The following is an 18,207-nucleotide window of genomic DNA, read 5'->3' as shown; positions in this document are numbered from 1 at the left end:
GTGGTGGCGGTGGCGGTGGCGCCGGGGTGGGCGTCGGCGGGGGCTTCGGTTTCGGGCCCGCCGTGCAGGTCGCGCTTCCCGCGACGGCGACCGCCGAGCCCGACGACATCTCACTGCTGGGTAAAATGGAGGCGTACGAACAGTTGTCGGCGGCGGCCGGTACGGGGCTCAGCAGCAGCCAGACCAAGGTGGTGGCGGCCAACAGGCGTCCTGGGGACGGAGGGTGCACGTTCGGGATCATCGTCCGGGCGGACCACCGGCACGCTGCGGTCCCGCTCAATTCGCCTGATGGGTGGGACTTTCGCGGCTTTGCGTTTGAGATGGCCGGGCGCGCCGCGAAGGTCATTGGGAAATTTCTGCGAACGCGTTGAACACCGGGACACTCCCCGCCCGTACCTAGGGCCATGAGCGACGCACAACGGCGTCGCAACACACCCTCGGTGCACAGGAGTCCACATGAAGACCTGGCGGAACGTCTCGCTCGCGGTGACGGCGGCGGCTGTGATGGCGCTGACGACGGCGTGCGGTCAGGACACGGCGACCGAGTCCCCCAACGGCCAGGCGGTGGGAAATGCCAACCCGGCGCAGCAGCCCGCCGACACCGGCTACGGCTCCGACAAGGGCGGTTACGGCGACGACGCCGCCGGCGGGGCCGCCGCACCCAAGGCCGCGGGACAACTCGCCGTCTGGGACAGCAAGAAGCTCGGCGAGGTCCTCACCGACAGCGAGGGTTTCACGCTCTACCGGTTCGACAAGGACACCGCCAGCCCGCCGAAGTCGAATTGCGAGGGCGACTGTGCGAAGGCCTGGCCGGTCGTGCCGGCCGGCGACGCCACGGCCGCCCCTGGTACCGACGCCTCGATGCTCGGCGAGGTGGCCAGGGCCGACGGCACCAAACAGCTCACCATCGGCGGCTGGCCCATGTACCGCTTCGCCAAGGATGCCAAGCCCGGCGACGCCAAGGGCCAGGGCGTCGGCGGCACTTGGTTCGCCTCCGCCCCCGACGGCAAGAAGGCCGCACCGGGCGCGGCGGCCGGTGGCGCCGGTGACGAGGGAGATGCCGGTGACGCGGGCGAGGCCGAGAACCCCGCCGACCTCGCGGGCATGTCCGTACGCAAGGACGCCAAGCTCGGCGACGTCGTGGTCGACTCCAACGGCATGACGGTCTACCGGTTCAAGAAAGACTCCGCCTGGCCGATGAAGACCGCCTGCACCGGCGCCTGCCTCGACAAGTGGCCGGTCGTCCCGCCGGTCGAGAAGAACGACACCGAAGGCATCCTCAAGAAGGGCTTCGTCACCTTCGACCGCCCCGACGGAATCAAGCAGCAGACGATCGACTGCTGGCCCCTCTACACCTTCTCGGGCGACGCGAAGCCGGGTGACACCAACGGCCAGGGCGTCGGTGGCACTTGGTACGCGGTCTCGCCCGAGGGCAAGCTGGTCGGCGCGCCCAAGTAGCTCCGACAGCGTCCCCACGCTGTGGCGCCCGGCCCGGCCGGCCCGTCTCTCCGCCCCGCCGCGGAAGGGACGGGCCGGTCATTTATGCCGCACATGCCTGCGGCGTGTGACCGAGAACGGACCGCGAATTTCCGTTTTTGCTCGCTCTGATGCCTGCCGATCAGTAGCCTCGGCTCGAACACCGGTCTTGCTCATGACCGGATGTCCCGTGGCGATGAGTTGGAGACATGATGGAGCGACCCGCCTGGGCACCACAGGGCATCGACCTCACGGTGCCGAGCGTGTCCCGGATTTACGACTTCTACCTGGGCGGTTCGCACAACTTCGAGGTCGACAGGCAAGCAGCCCGCAAGGCAATGGAGTTCATGCCGGGCCTCCCGAAGATCATGCAGGCGAACCGGGCGTTCATGCGCCGCGCGGTGCGCTTCGCGGCCGACGAGGGCATCACCCAGTTCCTCGACATCGGATCGGGCATACCGACCTTCGGCAACGTCCACGAGGTTGCCCAGGCGGCCAACCCCGAGGCCCGCGTCGCGTACATCGACCACGACCCGGTCGCCGTCGCGCACAGCCAGGCCGTGCTCGCGGGCAACGACCGGGCCGGTGTGGCGGCTGCCGACCTGCGCAAGCCGCAGGAGATCCTCAACAGCCCCGTCGTCGGCGAACTCATCGATCTGGACCGGCCGGTGGCGCTGCTGCTCGTCGCCGTACTCCACTTCGTCGAGGACGCCGACGATCCGCAGGCCGCCGTCGACACCCTGCGCGACGCCCTCGCGCCCGGCAGCGTCCTGATCCTCACTCACGCCTCGTACGAAGGAATCCCGCTCACCCAGGAGCAGGCGGGCGGCACGGTCGGGGTCTACAAGAACATCAAGAACCCGCTGATCATGCGCTCGCGCGAGCAGGTCATGCGGTTCTTCGAGGGATTCGAGATGGTCGAGCCGGGACTGGTCGCGATGCCCGAGTGGCGGCCTCAGACCCCGCTCGCGCAGGAGGATCCATTCGCCTTCTCGGGCTTCGCAGGAGTGGGACGCAAGGCGTGAGCGTGCCATCGCAGGCACCGGTGGACGACAGACTCGGGCGGTTTGCCACCATCTGGAGCCGGGCGATCTTCCCCGTCACCGCAACCTCCATGACCCGGCCCGAGGTTGAGCGGCACCTGCTGCCACTCGCGCGGCAGTTGAGCGCCGCGCTGCACCGCCGGCCCTTCGACACGGCGCCGGCGCACGAGGTCGGTGCCGCTCTGGTCGCCGCCCACTGCACCGACCCGGAAGCCCTCGTCCGTACGCTCGGAGTCGTCGACTCCTACCTGGTGCTGTACTGCGCCGGGGAGGAGGACTCGCCCGCCGAGGCCGAGGAGCACCGGGCCCGCTGCGCCCGGCTCCAGCACGCCATCGCCGCCGGCTTCGCGCAGGCCCTGCGTGAGCGCACGCTCGCCGAGCAGGAGGCGGTCGCACGGTCGTCCCTGGTGGCGAGCAGCGAGGCGCAGAAGGCGCTGCACGACACCGAGACGCGCTTTCGCGCGGTCTTCGAGGGAGCGGCGGTCGGCATCGGCATCGCGGATCTCGAAGGCAACATCCTGGAGGTCAACGAAGCGCTCATGCGCATGTTCGGCGGGCTCGACCACTACATGCGCGGCCGGAAGGTCAGCGAGTGGGTGCACCCCGAGGACACGCCGCACGTCTGGAAGCTGTACGGCGAGCTGGTGCGCGGCGAGCGCGAGAACTACCGCGTGGAGAAGCCGTACTACCGCACTGACGGCACGGTCCTGTGGACCAATCTGACGGTCTCGCTGCTGCGCGACGCCGACGGCCGGCCGCAGTACCAGCTGGCGCTCATGGAGGACACCACCGAGCGGCGGCTGCTCAACCTGCGACTCCGCTACGAGGCGACTCATGATGCCCTGACCGGTCTGCCGAACCGCACGCTCTTCTTCGAGCGCCTGGAGAAGGCCCTGTCCGCGGGCGACGGCATGCGCTTCGGCCTGTGCTACCTCGATCTCGACGGCTTCAAGGCGGTCAACGACAGCCTCGGCCACTCGGCCGGCGACCGGCTGCTCGTCGAGGTCGCCGACCGCCTCCAGAGCTGCGCGACAGCGCCCGGCGAGATGGTGGCCAGGCTCGGCGGCGACGAGTTCGTGGCGCTCACCACCGGCCCCGACACCCGCCAGGAGGTCGACGAGCTCGCCGCCCGCATCCTGAACGCGCTGGCGGCCCCGATCCGCATCGAGGGCCGGGATCTGACCGTACGCGGCAGCATCGGCATCGTCGAAGGCCCGGCCGGCGAACGCGGCCCGGCGGAGGTGCTGCGGAGCGCCGACATCACCATGTACCGCGCCAAGTCGGCGGGCGGCAACCGCTTCGAGACCGCCGACGCCGAGGCGGACGCCCGCGCCATCACCCGGCACGGGCTCACCAACGCCCTGCCCGCCGCGCTGGAGCGCAACGAGTTCTTCATCGAGTACCAGCCGCTCGTGCACCTCGGCGACGGCAGTGTGCACGGCGCGGAGGCGCTGGTGCGCTGGTGCCATCCGCAGCACGGCGTTCTCGGCCCCGACCGGTTCATCCCGCTCGCCGAGCACACCGGGCTGATCGTCCCGCTCGGCCGCTGGGTGCTCGAAGAGTCCGTACGCCAGGCCAGATTCTGGCAGGAGCGGCACACGGACGGCGGTCCGCTGCGCATCAACGTGAACCTCTCACCGATGCAGCTCCACCACCCCCGTCTCGTCGCCGACACAGTGGACGTGCTGGAGCGCGCGGGTCTCGAACCGGGCGCTTTGTGTCTGGAAGTCACCGAGTCGGCGCTGATCGGCGCCGACGACGACCTGCTCAAGCCGCTGCGCCAGCTCGCCGAGATGGGAGTGGACATCGCGCTCGACGACTTCGGCACCGGATACTCCAACCTCGCCAATCTGCGCAGGCTGCCGGTGAGCGTGCTGAAGCTGGACCGTTCCTTCACCCGGTCCATGCAGCAGCACCCGGCCGACGACGTCGACCTGAAGATCGTCGAGGGCATCGTGTCCCTGGCGCACAGCCTGAAGCTGGCCGTCACGGTGGAGGGTGTGGAGACGGGCGCGCAGGCCGCGCAGTTGCGCGAGCTCGGCTGCGACACCGCGCAGGGCTGGTACTACGCCAGGCCCGGCGCACCGGACCGCATTCACACCTTGCTGCTGGCCGACGCCGTCTGACGGACCCGGGAAGCGAGGAGTACGTTCTGGAGCTCGCGCGCCGCGCGCGGCGGAGCCACGTCGCTGCGGTGCGCGAGTGCGATCGTACGGTGCAGGCCCGGCCGCGCCAGCGGCGTGACCCGCAGGTCGCGCCCCGCCCGCGCGGCCACCATGCGCGGTACGACGGCGAGCCCGAGCCCGGCCCGTACGAAGCCGAGAACGGCGTCCATCTCGCCGCCCTCCACCGTGAACGACGGCTCGAAGCCTTCGGCGCGGCAGGCGGCGACGGTCAGCTCGCGCAGGTCGTAGCCGTGCCGGAACATCACCAGCGGCTCGCCCTCAAGATCGGCGATGCGTACGGACCTGCCGCCTTTCCCTGGACGGGGCAGCGATGCCGAGGAGACCACGACCAGGTCCTCGTGCAGCAGCCCGACGGTGGTCAGGGCGGGCGACGGCGTCGGCAGCGGCAGCACGACCAGGGCGAGGTCGAGTGCGCCGCGCGCCAGCTCCCGTACGAGATCGTGCGAGCCGCTCTCCTCGATCAGCAGCTGGATGCCGGGATGCAGATCGTGGAAGGTCCGCAGTACGTCCGGGAGCAGCCCGGTGCACAGGCTCGGCGTCGCACCGAGCCGCACCCGGCCGCGCCGCAGCTGCGCCAGCTCCTGGACTTCATGCCGGGCGGTGTCGGCGTCGGCGAGGATGCGCCGGGCGAGCGGCAGCAGAGCCTCACCGGCGTCGGTGAGGGCGATGTTGCCGCGGGCCCGGGTGAACAGGTCGGCGCCCAGCTCCTTCTCCAGCGCGCGGATCTGCTGGGAGAGGGACGGCTGGGAGACGTGCACCTGCTCGGCGGCGTGGGTGAAGTGCAGGGTCTCGGCGACGGTCACGAAATAGAGGAGCTGCTGGAACTGCATGCGCCCAACGATATCGAGGATAGCCACAGCCTATGGACATGAGCTGGACCATGTCTTGGACCTCTGAGGTGCGACGGCCCTAACGTCAGCCCCATGGCACTGGCTACGCGGACGGAAGAACGGCAACCGTCACTCACGCGATCGTTCTGGGGATCGACCGTCGGCAAGAAGACGGTGATGGCCGTGAGCGGCCTGATCATGCTGATGTACCTGGTCGCCCACATGCTCGGCAACCTCAAGATCTTCTTCGGTTCCGGGGAGTTCAACGCGTACGCGCACTGGCTGCGGACCATGGGGGAGCCCCTCCTGCATTACGAGTGGGCACTGTGGGTCGTGCGCGTGGTGCTGCTCGCGGCGGTCGTGCTGCACGGCGTCGCGGCGTACCAGCTCAGCAGGCGGGACATCAAGGCGCGGCCGAGCAAGTACGTCCACAAGCGGCGGCGGGCGAGCTACGCGACGCGGACCATGCAGTGGGGCGGGATCATCCTCGCGCTGTTCATCGTGTGGCACCTGCTGGACCTGACGACGCTCACGGTGAACGAGAACGCCCAGCCGGGGCGCCCGTACGAGAACGTCGTCGCGACCTTCAGCACCTGGTACGGGAACGTCATCTACCTCGTGGCCATGCTGGCCGTGGGGCTGCACATCCGGCACGGCTTCTGGAGCGCCGCGCAGACGCTGGGCGTGGGGAACGCGCGGCGCGACCGGATTCTCAAGGCCGTGGCCAATGGCCTGGCGCTGGTGCTGACCGCCGGATTCATCTCCGTACCGGTCGCCGTGATGACTGGAGTGGTGAGCTGACATGAGCGATTACCCGGAATGCACCGACTACACGGTGTACGCGACCGGCGCGCCGGTCGTCGACACCAAGGCCCCCTCCGGCCCCATCGCCGAGCGCTGGGACACTCGCCGCTTCGAAGCCAAGCTGGTCAACCCGGCCAACCGCCGCAAGCACACCGTCATCGTCGTCGGCACTGGCCTCGCGGGCGGCGCGGCAGGCGCCACGCTCGCCGAACAGGGCTACCACGTCGTCCAGTTCTGCTACCAGGACTCACCGCGCCGCGCCCACTCCATCGCCGCGCAAGGCGGCATCAACGCCGCCAAGAACTACCGCAACGACGGCGACTCCATCCACCGCCTCTTCTACGACACCGTCAAGGGCGGCGACTTCCGCGCCCGCGAGTCCAACGTCCACCGGCTCGCGCAGATCTCCGTCGAGATCATCGACCAGTGCGTCGCGCAGGGCGTGCCCTTCGCGCGCGAGTACGGCGGCCTGCTCGACACCCGCTCCTTCGGCGGCGTACAGGTGTCGAGGACGTTCTACGCCCGAGGCCAGACGGGACAGCAGCTTTTGCTCGGCGCCTACCAGGCGCTGTCCCGGCAGATCGCCGCAGGCAACGTCGAGATGCACGCGCGCACCGAGATGCTGGACCTGATCGTCGTCGACGGGCGGGCGCGCGGCATCGTCGCGCGCGACCTGATCACCGGCCGGATCGACACGTACTTCGCGGACGCCGTGGTGCTCGCGAGCGGCGGCTACGGCAACGTCTTCTACCTCTCCACGAACGCCAAGAACTCCAACGCGACGGCGATCTGGCGGGCCCACCGGCGCGGCGCGTACTTCGCCAACCCGTGCTTCACCCAGATCCACCCCACCTGCATCCCGCGCTCCGGCGACCACCAGTCCAAGCTCACCCTGATGAGCGAGTCGCTGCGCAACGACGGCCGCATCTGGGTGCCCAGGGCACAGGGCGACAACCGCCCGCCGGCCGACATCCCCGAGGACGAGCGCGACTACTACCTGGAGCGCATCTACCCGTCCTTCGGCAACCTCGTTCCGCGCGACATCGCCTCGCGGGCCGCGAAGAACGTCTGCGACGAGGGGCGCGGCGTCGGCCCCGGCGGGCAGGGCGTCTACCTCGACTTCGCCGACGCGATCCGGCGTCTCGGCCGCAAGGCGGTCGAGGAGAAGTACGGCAACCTCTTCGAGATGTACGAGCGGATCACCGCCGAGAACCCGTACGAGGTGCCCATGCGCATCTACCCGGCGATCCACTACACGATGGGCGGCCTCTGGGTCGACTACGACCTCCAGACCACCGTCCCCGGCCTCTTCGCGATCGGCGAGGCCAACTTCTCCGACCACGGGGCAAACCGCCTCGGCGCCTCAGCGCTGATGCAGGGCCTGGCCGACGGCTACTTCGTCCTGCCGTCCACCATCAACGACTACCTCGCCCGCAACCCCCACCACGCCGACATCGACGCGAGCCACCCGGAGGCGGTGCGCGCGGTCGCGGAGACCAACGACCGTCTGGAGCGACTGCTCGCCGTCGACGGTGACCGCACCCCCGACTCCTTCCACAAGGAGATCGGTGAACTCCTGTGGGAGTACTGCGGGATGGCCCGCACCGAGGAGGGCCTGCGCAAGGCGCTCGGCCGCATCCCGGAGATCCGCGACGAGTTCTGGCGAAGGATCAAGGTGCCGGGTACGGGCGAGGAGCTCAACCAGTCGCTGGAGAAGGCCAACCGCGTCGTGGACTACCTGGAGCTCGCCGAGCTGCTCTGCCTCGACGCACTGCACCGCACCGAATCCTGCGGTGGCCACTTCCGCGAGGAGAGCCAAAGCGAGGGCGGTGAGGCGGAGCGCAGGGACGAGGAGTTCTCGTACGCCGCCGCCTGGGAGTTCGCGGGTACGGGCGCGGCGCCCGTCCTGCACAAGGAAACCCTCGAATTCGCCTACGTCCACCCCACCCAGCGGAGTTACGCATGAGGCTCACCCTGCGCGTCTGGCGCCAGCGCAATGCCGACGCCCCCGGCGAGATGGTCACGTACGACATCGACGACATCGCCGAGGACATGTCCTTCCTGGAGATGCTCGACACGCTCAACGAGACCCTGATCCTGCGCGGCGACGAGCCCATCGCCTTCGACCATGACTGCCGCGAGGGCATCTGCGGTGCGTGCGGTGTCGTCATCAACGGCGACGCGCACGGACCGGAGCGCACCACCACCTGCCAGCTGCACATGCGGCACTTCAACGACGGTGACACCGTCGACGTCGAGCCGTGGCGCGCGGGAGCCTTCCCGGTGGTCAAGGACCTGGTCGTGGACCGGTCGGCGTTCGACCGGATCATCGGCGCCGGCGGCTACATCAGCGTCCCGACGGGCGCCGCCCCCGAAGCGCACGCCACGCCCGTTCCCAAGGCGGACGCCGACTTCGCGTTCGAGCACGCCGAGTGCATCGGCTGCGGCGCGTGCGTCGCGGCCTGCCCGAACGGCTCGGCGATGCTTTTCACCTCCGCGAAGATCAACCACCTCAATGTTCTCCCGCAGGGCGCTCCGGAGCGCGAGACGCGTGTCCTGGACATGGTCGCGACCATGGACGAAGAGGGCTTCGGCGGCTGCACCCTGGCGGGCGAGTGCGCCACGGCCTGCCCGAAGGGCATCCCGCTGCCGTCCATCGCCGCGATGAACAAGGAGTGGCTGCGGGCCTCGCGGAAGGCGCCGCGCCGCTGAGCCGGCATCGTGGTTGTGGGCATGTCACCCCCTGCTGCTAATCTTTCGCCCCAAGATCGGGATCGGCTTGCAAGCGGGGGAAGATGGCCGGGCAGACGCAACAGGGTGGCTACCGCGTCCAGAAGAGCGGGATGGACGCCGAGGCGGACAAGCTCGACCGGGCGGGCGACGACGCCGGTGACATCGGCGCAGCTCTCCAGGAGCAGCTCTGCTACACGCCGGACGCCCTGGGCGGTTCGGACTCGGGCCCGGCGTTCAACAACTTCTCCGAAGCGTGGCAGGCCGAGGCCAAGGTCCTGGAGAGCGCGCTGCATGAGCTGGCCGACAAGGTCCGTATCTCAAAGGCGAATTACCACGGCGCCGACGTCCAAACGATGAATGACCTTCAGTCGAGCGGGGGCGGCGGCCTGACGACCATGCCGGCGCCCGCGCCTGCCGGGTCCGCACCCGGCATGCGCACCATGCCGGCTGCCGGCCCGCCTCCGCCCGGTTCGCCCCCCGTCGGCCTTGCCGACTTCGGCTGAGCGCTGCCTCCTCCCTCCACCTGTTGACCTCTCCGAACCGAAATGCCGGAGGCCGCAAAGCCATGCCCGACGCAGGCGAATCCACCACCGACCGCCGGGAGAAGCTCGCCGGTTACCAGCGGTCCATAGCCGGTGCAGGCGACAAGAACACCCTCATCGAGGCCATCCAGAACGCCCTGAACGTCTCGGCGCCCGTCGGCTCCCCCAGCACCCTCGACGACATCGCCAAGCGGTACGCCAAGCAGGCCGATGCGGCGAGGGACGTCCAGGACCGGGTCGAGCAGATCGCCCAGAAGGGCCTGCCCGACGCCTGGGTGGGCAGCACCGGCGCCAAGGCCCAGGAAGTGGTCTCGGCGGCGGCGCGAGCGGCCGCGCAGATGGACGAGGCAATCCGCGGCGCGCGAAGGGCCCTGATCCTCCTCTCCGACGCCCTGACCACCGCGCAGTCCGCGGACAAGGGCGGCCGCGAGCAGCTGCGCGAAGCGCTCGGCATGCTCGGGGGCGAGGACGGCTTCTTCGACGACATGGTCGAGAAGGACGCCGAGGAAGCGGAGCGGCTGCGCGCCCGCAACATCGCCTCCGCCGGAGCGAAGACCATGCACGCGGCGGCGGAGAAGGCCGACGACGCGGCCCGTGAGGCTGCCCGCGACCTGAACAAGTTCGCGGCCGAGGCCCGTGCGGGCAAGATGAAGACCGACAACATCTCCGCCGCCGACCGTCTCGTCCTGGCCGACATTTCAGGAACCGGCGGGCCGGCCGAGATGAACGAGCTGCTCACCGCCAACGACCTGGAGCGATCGGGCAAGGCCATGGAGCGCATGAACGCCCGCGACCAGGCGGAATTCGAGCGGATGCTCGCCGAATCCAAGAGCCCCCAGGAGCGCGCGTACCTGGTGAAGGCTCTCCGCCGCCGGATACGACCTGAACGAGGTCTCGGAGTTCCGCGACAAGATCCACGGCAAGGACCCGGCCTGGCTGCAGCGGCACCTGACGCCGGTCACCACGGCGGGCGACAGCATGAAGAACGAGGGCCTCAACTCCGACGGTTCGAACAAGAACAAGGACGACCAGGCATTCAACGGGGAGCGCTGGTCCCAGGACGGCAACACGTGTGTGCCGTCCACCGTCGTCAGCGGCCGTGCCATGGTCGACCCTGTGTACGCCCTCGAACTCACCGGCGGCCCGTCGGGCCAGGAGGACGACCCCGCCGCTTTCCGTGAGCGCCTGGGGAACGAACAGCTCCGCGTGCACGAAGAGGGCGACGGTGACAACGAGTACGACTTCCCGTTCGGCAGTACACCGGACGGCATGGACAACGACGGCAAGACCACCGTCGCCAACAAGGAGATCAGCCCGCACACCGGTAGCGAGTACGAGTTCCAGGAAACCAGGAGCGCCGACGCTCGTCGCGATGTGCTGCCGGACATCGAGAAGGCCGTCGCGGAGGGCAAGCCGGTCCCGATCGGCGTCGAAGGCACGGACGCCAACGGCGATCGTGCCGGCCACTCGATGATGATCGTCGGCCAGGAGGGGAACATGCTGCAGATCTACAACCCCTGGGGCACGACCACCTGGGTCAGCGAGGACGACTTCGTCAACGGCCAGATGGGCAAGGCCTCCGACAAGGATCTGCCCGACGCCTACGCCGTCCACCTTCCGGCAGAATGAGGAACTCCGTCATGCGCAATCGACTCGTAGCCGCCTTCGCCCTGCCGCTGTCCGCCTTGGCCCTGGCCGGCTGCGGCCTCTTCGGCCCCGAGACCTACGAGGTCGACGAGCGGAGCGTCGAGGTCGAAGCGGGCGACGAGTTCACGCTGTCCGTACCGGCCAGTCCCTCGCTCGGCGAGAACTGGTACGTGGCCGACCCCCGTCCCGACCGTGACGTCGTCCGGCTCCAGGGCCAGGACGAGGAGTACGAGGACGACGGCGGGAATGTGGGCGGAGGCGGCGGAACTCAGTCCTTCACCTTCCGGGCGGTCGAGCCGGGAACCACGAAGATCAAACTGCTCTACTGCAAGCTCGGCACCTGTGCAGCCAAGTTCGGCGACCCCGCGCCGTCGCCCTCCGGGTCACCGATCCCCGTCGCGAGCGGATCCCCCGGCGAGAACGACCGCGAGTACTTCATCTACACGGTCACCGTCCGATGACCGGATCCGAGGCACCCATGGACTCCACCCCGCGCCGCCCCACCAAGACCGACGACGACTGCGCCCGCCTCGACACCACCAGGATGCTGCGCTACGGCATCCCCGCCGAAGGCCCGCACCGTACGGCCCTGTTCGGCGACGGTGCGATCGGAGCCGCGGTCACCCTGGACCGGCTCGGTGTGCTGCCGCGATCGGTCTCGTTCCTCGCCAAGGTGGTGCGCAGTGGCGGCGTACGGTACGCGGCCCAGCTCCCCGAGCTGCTTCCAAGCCAGGACGCCACGGATACCGTCCGCGGCTGGCTGGAGGCTGCCGGCACCGTCGCCCGCCCGGTCCAGGGCGACGAAACCACCGCCCGCTGGCTGGAGTCCGTGGCCGAGCTGATCGGCCTGCGCCGTAACTCCCGCGCCAGGGGCCGGTGAACACCGGCCCTATGTCTGCCACGCGCAATCGGCTTGTCCCCGCACTCGCTCTGCCGCTGACCCTGGTGTCAGCCCTGGTGCTCTCCGGCTGCGGCCTGTTCGGCCCCACGACCTACGAGGTCGACGAGAGGTCCATCGAGGTCGGCGCGGGCGACGAGTTCACCCTGTCTGTCCCGGCCAGCCCCGGGCAGGGACAGAGTTGGTTTTTGGCCACTCCTCACCCCGACCGTGCCGTAGTGCGGCTCACGGCGCAGGACGAGGAGGTGGAGGGCAGCGAATTGGACGGTGGAGCCGACGGCACACAGTTCTTCGACTTCAAGGCGGTCGAGCCGGGCACCACGAAGATCAAGCTCCTCCACTGCCCGCTGGGCAGCTGCGACGCCGACGTGGGCGACCCCGCGCCGTTGCCTTCCCACTCCGAGTCGCCCTTCCCCACCGCGACCGCAACCCCGGGACTCGACCCCGAGTACTTCATCTACACGGTCACCGTCCGATAACCGGAAGCCGAGGCCGCGGCCTCCTTGCGGGCCGCCTACCGGGAGGACAGCTCCCGCGCCAAGTAGGGCGCCGTACGGCTTTCGGCCGCTCGTGCCACCTCGGCGGGCGGCCCCGCCGCGACGATGCTGCCGCCCTCGTCGCCGCCGCCGGGCCCCAGGTCGATCACCCAGTCGGCGCCCGCCACCACGGCCATGTCGTGCTCGACCACCACCACTGAGTGCCCCTGATCCACGAGCCCGTGCAACTGCCGCATCAGCACCTCGACATCGGCGGGATGCAGCCCGGTCGTCGGTTCGTCCAGTACGTACAGGGTGTGGCCGCGGCGCGTGCCCTGAAGCTCGCTCGCCAGCTTGATGCGCTGCGCCTCGCCGCCCGACAGCTCGGTCGCGGGCTGCCCGAGCCGGAGGTAGCCGAGCCCGACATCGAGCAGCGCCCGGAGACTGCGTACGGCGGCGGGGGTGCCCGCGAAGAACTCGGCCGCCGCCTCGACGGTCAGGTCGAGCACCTCGGCGATGCTGAGGCCCTGGAAGGTGACTTCCAGCGTCTCGGGGTTGTAGCGCGCGCCGTGGCAGTCGGGGCACGGAGTGTACGTACTCGGCAGGAAGAGCAGCTCCACCGAGACGAATCCCTCGCCCTGGCAGGTCTCGCACCGCCCACCCGCCACATTGAAGGAGAACCTGCCCGCCTTGTACCCGCGCGCCCGCGCCTCGTGCGTGCCGGTGAACAGCTTGCGTACGACGTCGAAGAGACCGGTGTACGTCGCCAGATTCGAGCGGGGCGTACGCCCGATGGGGCGCTGGTCGACCTGCACCAGCCGGTCCACGGCCTCCAGCCCCTCGGCCGAGGCGCAGCCCATCCCCGCGCCCGTCCCGTCCGCCAGGACACCCGCCAGCACCTGCCCGACCAGCGTTGACTTCCCGGACCCCGAAACACCTGTCACAGCCGTGAACACCCCGAGGGGGAACTCGGCGTCCACGCCCCGCACATTGTGCCGCTCGACACCGTTCAGCCTCAGCCTGCCCGAGGGCTTGCGGACCTCGCGCGGCGGAGCCGGTTCGCGGTCGAAGAGGAAACGGCGCGTAGCCGACTCCGCGACCTCCGCCAGCGCGGCGGGCGGCCCGCTGTGCAGCACCCGGCCGCCGTGCTCTCCCGCGTGCGGCCCGACATCGACGAGCCAGTCCGCACTGCGCACCACGTCCAGATGGTGCTCCACGACGAAGACCGAGTTGCCCGCCGCCTTCAGCCGGCCGAGGACGACCAGCAGGGCCTCGGTGTCGGCCGGGTGCAGCCCCGCGGAGGGCTCGTCCAGTACGTACACGACACCGAACAGCCCCGAGCGCAGCTGCGTCGCCAGCCGGAGGCGCTGCAGCTCGCCGGAGGAGAGGGTCGGCGTCGTACGGTCGAGACTCAGACAGCCGAGCCCCAGCTCGGTGTCGACCGCGATCCGCGCCAGTAGGTCACCCGTCAGGACCCGCGACGTTTCGCCGGTGTCCCTCGCCGAGCCCAGCAAGCGGGCGAGCGCCGACAGCGGAAGTCCCGCCAGTTCGGCGATCGTACGGCCGCCGAACGTGACCGCGAGCGCCTCGGGACGCAGCCGGCTGCCGCCGCACACCGGGCGCGGCTCGGCGGCCAGGAAGCGCTCGGCCCTCGCCCGCAGGGTCTGGCTCTTGGAGTCCGCGAAAGTGTGCATGACGTAGCGGCGGGCGCTCATGTACGTGCCCTGGTACGGGCGTTGAATGCGACCGGCGTCGCGCACCGGATGCACGGTGACGACCGGCTGCTCGTCGGTGAAGAGGATCCAGTCGCGGTCCCGCTGCTCCAGCTCGCGCCAGGGCCGGTCCACGTCGTAGCCGAGCGTGTCCAGCACATCGCGCAGGTTCTTGCCCTGCCAGGCACCCGGCCAGGCCTCGATCGCGCCTTCGCGGATGGAGAGCGAGGGGTCCGGTACGAGCAATTCCTCGCTGGTGCGGTGGATGCGGCCGAGGCCGTGGCATTCGGGGCAGGCGCCGGCGGCCGTGTTCGGCGAGAACGCGTCCGAGTCGAGGCGCTCGGCGCCGGGCGGATAGGTCCCTGCGCGGGAGAACAGCATGCGCAGTGAGTTGGAGAGCGTGGTGACCGTCCCGACCGAGGACCGCGAAGTCGGCGCCGACCTGCGCTGCTCCAGCGACACGGCGGGCGGCAGACCACTGATCTCGCCGACCTTGGGGGCGCCGACCTGGTGGATCAGACGGCGGGCGTACGGCGCGACGGACTCGAAGTAGCGGCGCTGGGCCTCGGCGTAGATCGTCCCGAAGGCCAGCGACGACTTTCCGGAGCCCGAGACGCCGGTGAAGACGACGAGCGCGTCGCGCGGAATGTCGACGTCGACGTGCCGCAGGTTGTGCTCGTCGGCGCCGCGCACGCGCACATAGGGGTCGTGGGCGCTGACACTGGGCATCGGGCGGGCTCCGTACGGCGGGGGTTGTCGCGACAAACGGTCCGATACTAGCGGGAGGAACCTCACCGCCCGGTTGGGGACAATCGTGCGATGGACGACGCGGGGCGATCGGTGAATTGTTTCGCTGTCTACAACCGCCTTCATGGGTAACGTGATTCAAGAGGACGGGAGCAGGCGTACCGTCGGCCGCTCCGCGCCGCTGCGGCCCGGGCTGTGACTGCTGCGTCACCGCCAGTGGAGTCGCCATGTTCAACCATCGAAGCGATAATGAACGCGGTTTGACCGCACCCCTGCCTGCTCCCCGCTTCATCGCTTGGTGGGTGTGGAGCCTGGCAGGACTTGCAGGACTGATTGTTGTGCTTTGGTGGACAGGGCGCGGCCGTCCAGCCTGGGAGGGCGGAGGGCCTCTTGTGTTCCTGGCGCAAGTCTGCGGGGGCCTCGGAGCAATGTTCCGAGCGGAGAAAGGGAGTCGCGACAGGCGCACGACTCGCATTCTTCCTTGCTTTGCTACAACTGCTCTATTTGTTTTGGAGAGCGACCCGGGCGGCGCTGGCTTACAGGCCGGGCCGGGTCGATGTGCAGCAGCTTGAGGATGCCACGCCACCGGGTACCGACAAACCGTCTGACGCCGACCTCACGGCCAAACTTCGGCAGCGATTGTCGGAAATATCAGGGAGGGCGTTGATATTCATGTCGCGATTGAATGGCTCCAAGTTGAGCGCGATATCTGGGAATCGATATGCCAGATTGTTGACCCTGACCGCAGAGATAAGTGGCGAGATCGTGTAGATCTCATACATCGAATCCAGGCCAACTGTCGTCCGGCTTCCTATTCGACCCCAGGTTTTCCGCCGCCTATGCTGCCGGACGACGCAATCTACGCAGACAGAGACCTGACCATTTCGCAGATAGACGGCCGGCTCAAGGCCTTGGACAGTGACGTCAGATCCGGCGCTTCCCTTTCTCTGGACGCCCCGTACCCAAACAGTCTGGAGGGTCAGAGAATCCTCAGAAATGCCGCAGCAGATGGTGTGGCGCGGCTGGATGTGATGGCGGTACGCAGGCTGTCCACGGGATACGCTGCCGCCTGGCAAACGCTCGGCGACTGGCTGGCATCCGAAGTGAGCGAACGGCTCTTCCGCCAGGCTTTGGGCAAGGTCCCTCAACTGACGCGACGTTTTTTCTGGGAAGTTACCGATGGAAGAAAGGTGCAAGTCTAGGGATTGCTCTTGTCGCAGCCGTCCTGTTCGGTCGGGCCGGCTTGCGTATCCGTGAGGCCCACCAGGCGGGCCAGCCGCCGGTACGAGTCCAGCAGTGCCCCGCGGTCGTACGTACTCGTCGCGACCAGGTACTCGTCGGCGCCGCTGCGGCCCAGCACCTTCTCCAAGCCGTCCGCGACCTCATCCTGCGTGCCGTGGATGTGCCCGCGCCGGGCGTCGTCGAAGAGGCCGCGCTCGCGGTCGCTCATGGGGCGGGCCAGGATCTCGTCGGCGGGTGCGAGTGGCGGGAAGGAGCCGTGTGTGCGGGAGTACGCCGATGCCCAGGCCTCCGGCACCAGGAGCCGCGCGGCCTCGTCCGACGTACCGGCCACGGCCACCGTGCCCGACAGCACGACGTACGGCCGCTCGCCCCACGCGGAGGGCCGGAACGCCTCCCGGTAGCCCTCGATCGCCCGCAGCATCTCGTCCTCGCCGCGCGCCGCCGCGATCACCAGCGGCAGCCCCGCCGCCGCGGCGACCTGGGCCCCGGCGCCGGTGGCCAACACGAACGCGGGAATCCGCAGCCCCTCGGCGGGGTGGGCGTGGACCTGGGGATGGGCGCTCTGGTCGCCGGTGAAATAGCCCAGCAGCTCGCCGAGCTGCGTGGCGAAACTTCCTGCGTCCTTCTTGTCGCGGCCCAGGGCCCGGCGTATCCCGTCGGTGAACCCCACCGAGCGGCCGAGACCCATGTCGATCCGGCCGGGGAACAGCGACTCCAGTACGCCGAACTGCTCCGCGACGACGAGCGGCTGATGATTCGGCAGCATTACGCCGCCCGTGCCGACCCGGATCGAGGATGTCGCGGCGGCGACGGCCGAGGCGAGCACGGTCGGCGCGGAGCCGGCGACCCCCGGCACGCTGTGGTGCTCCGACACCCAGAAGCGGTGATACCCCAGCGCCTCGATCCGACGGGCGAGGTCCACGGTGTCCCGCAGCGCCTGCGGACCGTTCCCGTGCGCCTCGCGCGTACGGGAACGGTCGAGTACGGAGAACCGGGTCTGCGCGATCACTGAGCTCACACCCACTTCAACGCCTGATCCGCGTGGGGATTCCCGGCCGCGCGCCCTATGGTGCCGGGATGACGCAGAGCAGCAGGCCACTGGCCGTATTCGACCTGGACGGGACACTCGCGGACACGGCGCACCGCCAGCGCTTCCTGGAGCGGCAGCCGCGGGACTGGGACGCCTTCTTCGGCGCGGCGCCGCAGGATCCGCCGCTGCCCGAGGGGGTGCGGATGCTGCGGGAGAGCGCGGAGGAATGCGAAGTCGTCTATCTGACCGGCCGCCCCGAACGGTGCCGGCGCGACACGCTCGACTGGCTCGCCGCACAGGACCTGCCCGAGGGGCGGATCTGGATGCGCCGCGACAACGACCGGCGTCCCGCCCGCCACACGAAACTGGAGATCCTGAAACGGCTGTCCGAGCAGGGCCGGGAGATCCGGATGCTGGTCGACGACGATGAGCTGGTGTGTGTGGCGGCGGAGCAGGCGGGGTTCACGGTCGTACGGGCCCGTTGGGCGGTTACGTCGGTGGCGCTCAAGGACGCGCAGGAGCGCGAGGGCCGTACCTGATGGGCAGGGGTGTCACGGGGTGCCTTCGATGCGGAAGCCGACCTTGAGGCCCACCTGGAAGTGCTCGATCCGGCCTTCGACGATGTGGCCGCGTACCTGGGTCATCTCGAACCAGTCGAGGCCGCGCAGCGTCTGGGAGGCGCGGTCGATGCCGTTGCGGATGGCCTGGTCGAGGCCCTCGGTCGAGGTGCCGACGATCTCGGTGACGCGGTAGGTGTGGTCGGACATGCGGCGCTCCCTCTCTGCTCCTTGCGGCGCGGGGGCGTCCCGGCGCGCGCTTCTACCACCGTGCCCCACAGGAC

Annotated in this window: 19 protein-coding genes; 15 read left to right on the top strand and 4 right to left on the bottom strand. The window is 69.4% G+C overall.

Features of this window, described 5'->3' with window-relative positions; translation table 11 throughout:
• The 4 genes from J7E89_RS32420 to J7E89_RS32405 form a co-directional block, all read left to right on the top strand.
• On the top strand, window positions 1–371 hold a 371-nt coding region (locus J7E89_RS32420; RefSeq protein ID WP_214978589.1), incomplete at its 5' end, for a hypothetical protein.
• Window positions 372–456: 85 nt separating this feature from the next.
• The gene (locus J7E89_RS32415; RefSeq protein ID WP_214978587.1) at window positions 457–1,458 is read left to right on the top strand and encodes an SCO0930 family lipoprotein; all 1,002 of its coding nucleotides are present in this window, start codon (window positions 457–459) and stop codon (window positions 1,456–1,458) included.
• Window positions 1,459–1,688: 230 nt separating this feature from the next.
• Window positions 1,689–2,501, top strand: a complete 813-nt coding sequence (locus tag J7E89_RS32410) for an SAM-dependent methyltransferase (protein WP_214978597.1) — start codon at window positions 1,689–1,691, stop codon at window positions 2,499–2,501.
• Entirely contained in the window at window positions 2,498–4,645 is a 2,148-nt protein-coding gene (locus tag J7E89_RS32405; RefSeq protein WP_374196939.1) for a putative bifunctional diguanylate cyclase/phosphodiesterase, read from the top strand. Before J7E89_RS32410 ends, J7E89_RS32405 begins: the two co-directional genes overlap by 4 nt.
• Here the strand turns inward: J7E89_RS32405 and J7E89_RS32400 are convergent.
• Entirely contained in the window at window positions 4,615–5,535 is a 921-nt protein-coding gene (locus J7E89_RS32400; RefSeq protein WP_214978585.1) for a LysR family transcriptional regulator, read from the bottom strand. The genes J7E89_RS32405 and J7E89_RS32400 overlap by 31 nt on opposite strands.
• 93 nt (window positions 5,536–5,628) lie before the next feature.
• Between J7E89_RS32400 and J7E89_RS32395 the strand changes: the two genes are divergently transcribed.
• The 9 genes from J7E89_RS32395 (at window position 5,629) to J7E89_RS32360 (ending at window position 12,638) form a co-directional block, all read left to right on the top strand.
• A complete protein-coding gene (locus J7E89_RS32395; RefSeq protein WP_214978583.1) occupies window positions 5,629–6,336 on the top strand; it encodes a succinate dehydrogenase in 708 nt (235 codons plus the stop codon).
• Window position 6,337: 1 nt separating this feature from the next.
• A complete protein-coding gene (locus J7E89_RS32390; protein ID WP_214978582.1) occupies window positions 6,338–8,305 on the top strand; it encodes a fumarate reductase/succinate dehydrogenase flavoprotein subunit in 1,968 nt (655 codons plus the stop codon).
• The gene (locus J7E89_RS32385; protein ID WP_214978574.1) at window positions 8,302–9,051 is read left to right on the top strand and encodes a succinate dehydrogenase/fumarate reductase iron-sulfur subunit; all 750 of its coding nucleotides are present in this window, start codon (window positions 8,302–8,304) and stop codon (window positions 9,049–9,051) included. Before J7E89_RS32390 ends, J7E89_RS32385 begins: the two co-directional genes overlap by 4 nt.
• An 83-nt stretch (window positions 9,052–9,134) precedes the next feature.
• Window positions 9,135–9,575 (top strand): type VII secretion target, encoded by a 441-nt coding sequence (locus tag J7E89_RS32380; RefSeq protein WP_214978572.1) that lies wholly within the window; start codon window positions 9,135–9,137, stop codon window positions 9,573–9,575.
• Window positions 9,576–9,637: 62 nt separating this feature from the next.
• A complete protein-coding gene (locus tag J7E89_RS32375; protein WP_251061392.1) occupies window positions 9,638–10,795 on the top strand; it encodes a WXG100 family type VII secretion target in 1,158 nt (385 codons plus the stop codon).
• Complete coding sequence (locus J7E89_RS41340) at window positions 10,719–11,243, top strand: hypothetical protein (protein ID WP_251061391.1); 525 nt, start codon at window positions 10,719–10,721, stop codon at window positions 11,241–11,243. Before J7E89_RS32375 ends, J7E89_RS41340 begins: the two co-directional genes overlap by 77 nt.
• An 11-nt stretch (window positions 11,244–11,254) precedes the next feature.
• A complete protein-coding gene (locus J7E89_RS32370) occupies window positions 11,255–11,722 on the top strand; it encodes a protease inhibitor I42 family protein (RefSeq protein ID WP_214978570.1) in 468 nt (155 codons plus the stop codon).
• Complete coding sequence (locus tag J7E89_RS32365; RefSeq protein WP_251061390.1) at window positions 11,719–12,141, top strand: hypothetical protein; 423 nt, start codon at window positions 11,719–11,721, stop codon at window positions 12,139–12,141. The genes J7E89_RS32370 and J7E89_RS32365 overlap by 4 nt, the downstream gene beginning before the upstream one ends.
• Window positions 12,142–12,152: 11 nt before the next feature.
• Window positions 12,153–12,638 carry a protease inhibitor I42 family protein gene (locus J7E89_RS32360; RefSeq protein WP_214978568.1) on the top strand — a complete coding sequence of 162 codons (486 nt, stop codon included), beginning with the start codon at window positions 12,153–12,155 and terminating at the stop codon, window positions 12,636–12,638.
• A gap of 35 nt (window positions 12,639–12,673) precedes the next feature.
• On the opposite strand, the gene J7E89_RS32355 is transcribed toward J7E89_RS32360, so the two are convergent.
• Window positions 12,674–15,076 carry an excinuclease ABC subunit UvrA gene (locus J7E89_RS32355; protein ID WP_214978566.1) on the bottom strand — a complete coding sequence of 801 codons (2,403 nt, stop codon included), beginning with the start codon at window positions 15,074–15,076 and terminating at the stop codon, window positions 12,674–12,676.
• Window positions 15,077–15,933: 857 nt separating this feature from the next.
• Between J7E89_RS32355 and J7E89_RS32350 the strand changes: the two genes are divergently transcribed.
• A complete protein-coding gene (locus tag J7E89_RS32350; RefSeq protein WP_214978564.1) occupies window positions 15,934–16,296 on the top strand; it encodes a hypothetical protein in 363 nt (120 codons plus the stop codon).
• Here the strand turns inward: J7E89_RS32350 and J7E89_RS32345 are convergent.
• The gene (locus J7E89_RS32345; RefSeq protein WP_374196938.1) at window positions 16,293–17,345 is read right to left on the bottom strand and encodes an MsnO8 family LLM class oxidoreductase; all 1,053 of its coding nucleotides are present in this window, start codon (window positions 17,343–17,345) and stop codon (window positions 16,293–16,295) included. The two genes, J7E89_RS32350 and J7E89_RS32345, sit on opposite strands and share 4 nt — an antisense overlap.
• Before the next feature lie 68 nt (window positions 17,346–17,413).
• On the opposite strand from J7E89_RS32345, the gene J7E89_RS32340 reads away from it, so the two are divergent.
• Window positions 17,414–17,905, top strand: coding sequence for an HAD family acid phosphatase (locus J7E89_RS32340; protein WP_214978560.1), 492 nt, complete (start codon window positions 17,414–17,416; stop codon window positions 17,903–17,905).
• 12 nt (window positions 17,906–17,917) lie between these two features.
• Here the strand turns inward: J7E89_RS32340 and J7E89_RS32335 are convergent, their stop codons facing one another.
• A complete protein-coding gene (locus J7E89_RS32335) occupies window positions 17,918–18,133 on the bottom strand; it encodes a dodecin (protein WP_214978558.1) in 216 nt (71 codons plus the stop codon).
• Between the last annotated feature and the right edge of the window lie 74 nt (window positions 18,134–18,207).

Origin of the sequence: Streptomyces sp. ISL-100, assembly GCF_018614615.1 — a bacterium.
Taxonomy (GTDB): domain Bacteria; phylum Actinomycetota; class Actinomycetes; order Streptomycetales; family Streptomycetaceae; genus Streptomyces.
The sequence above is the reverse complement of the archived record's forward strand: the minus strand, read 5'-3'. Positions and strand labels throughout refer to the sequence as shown.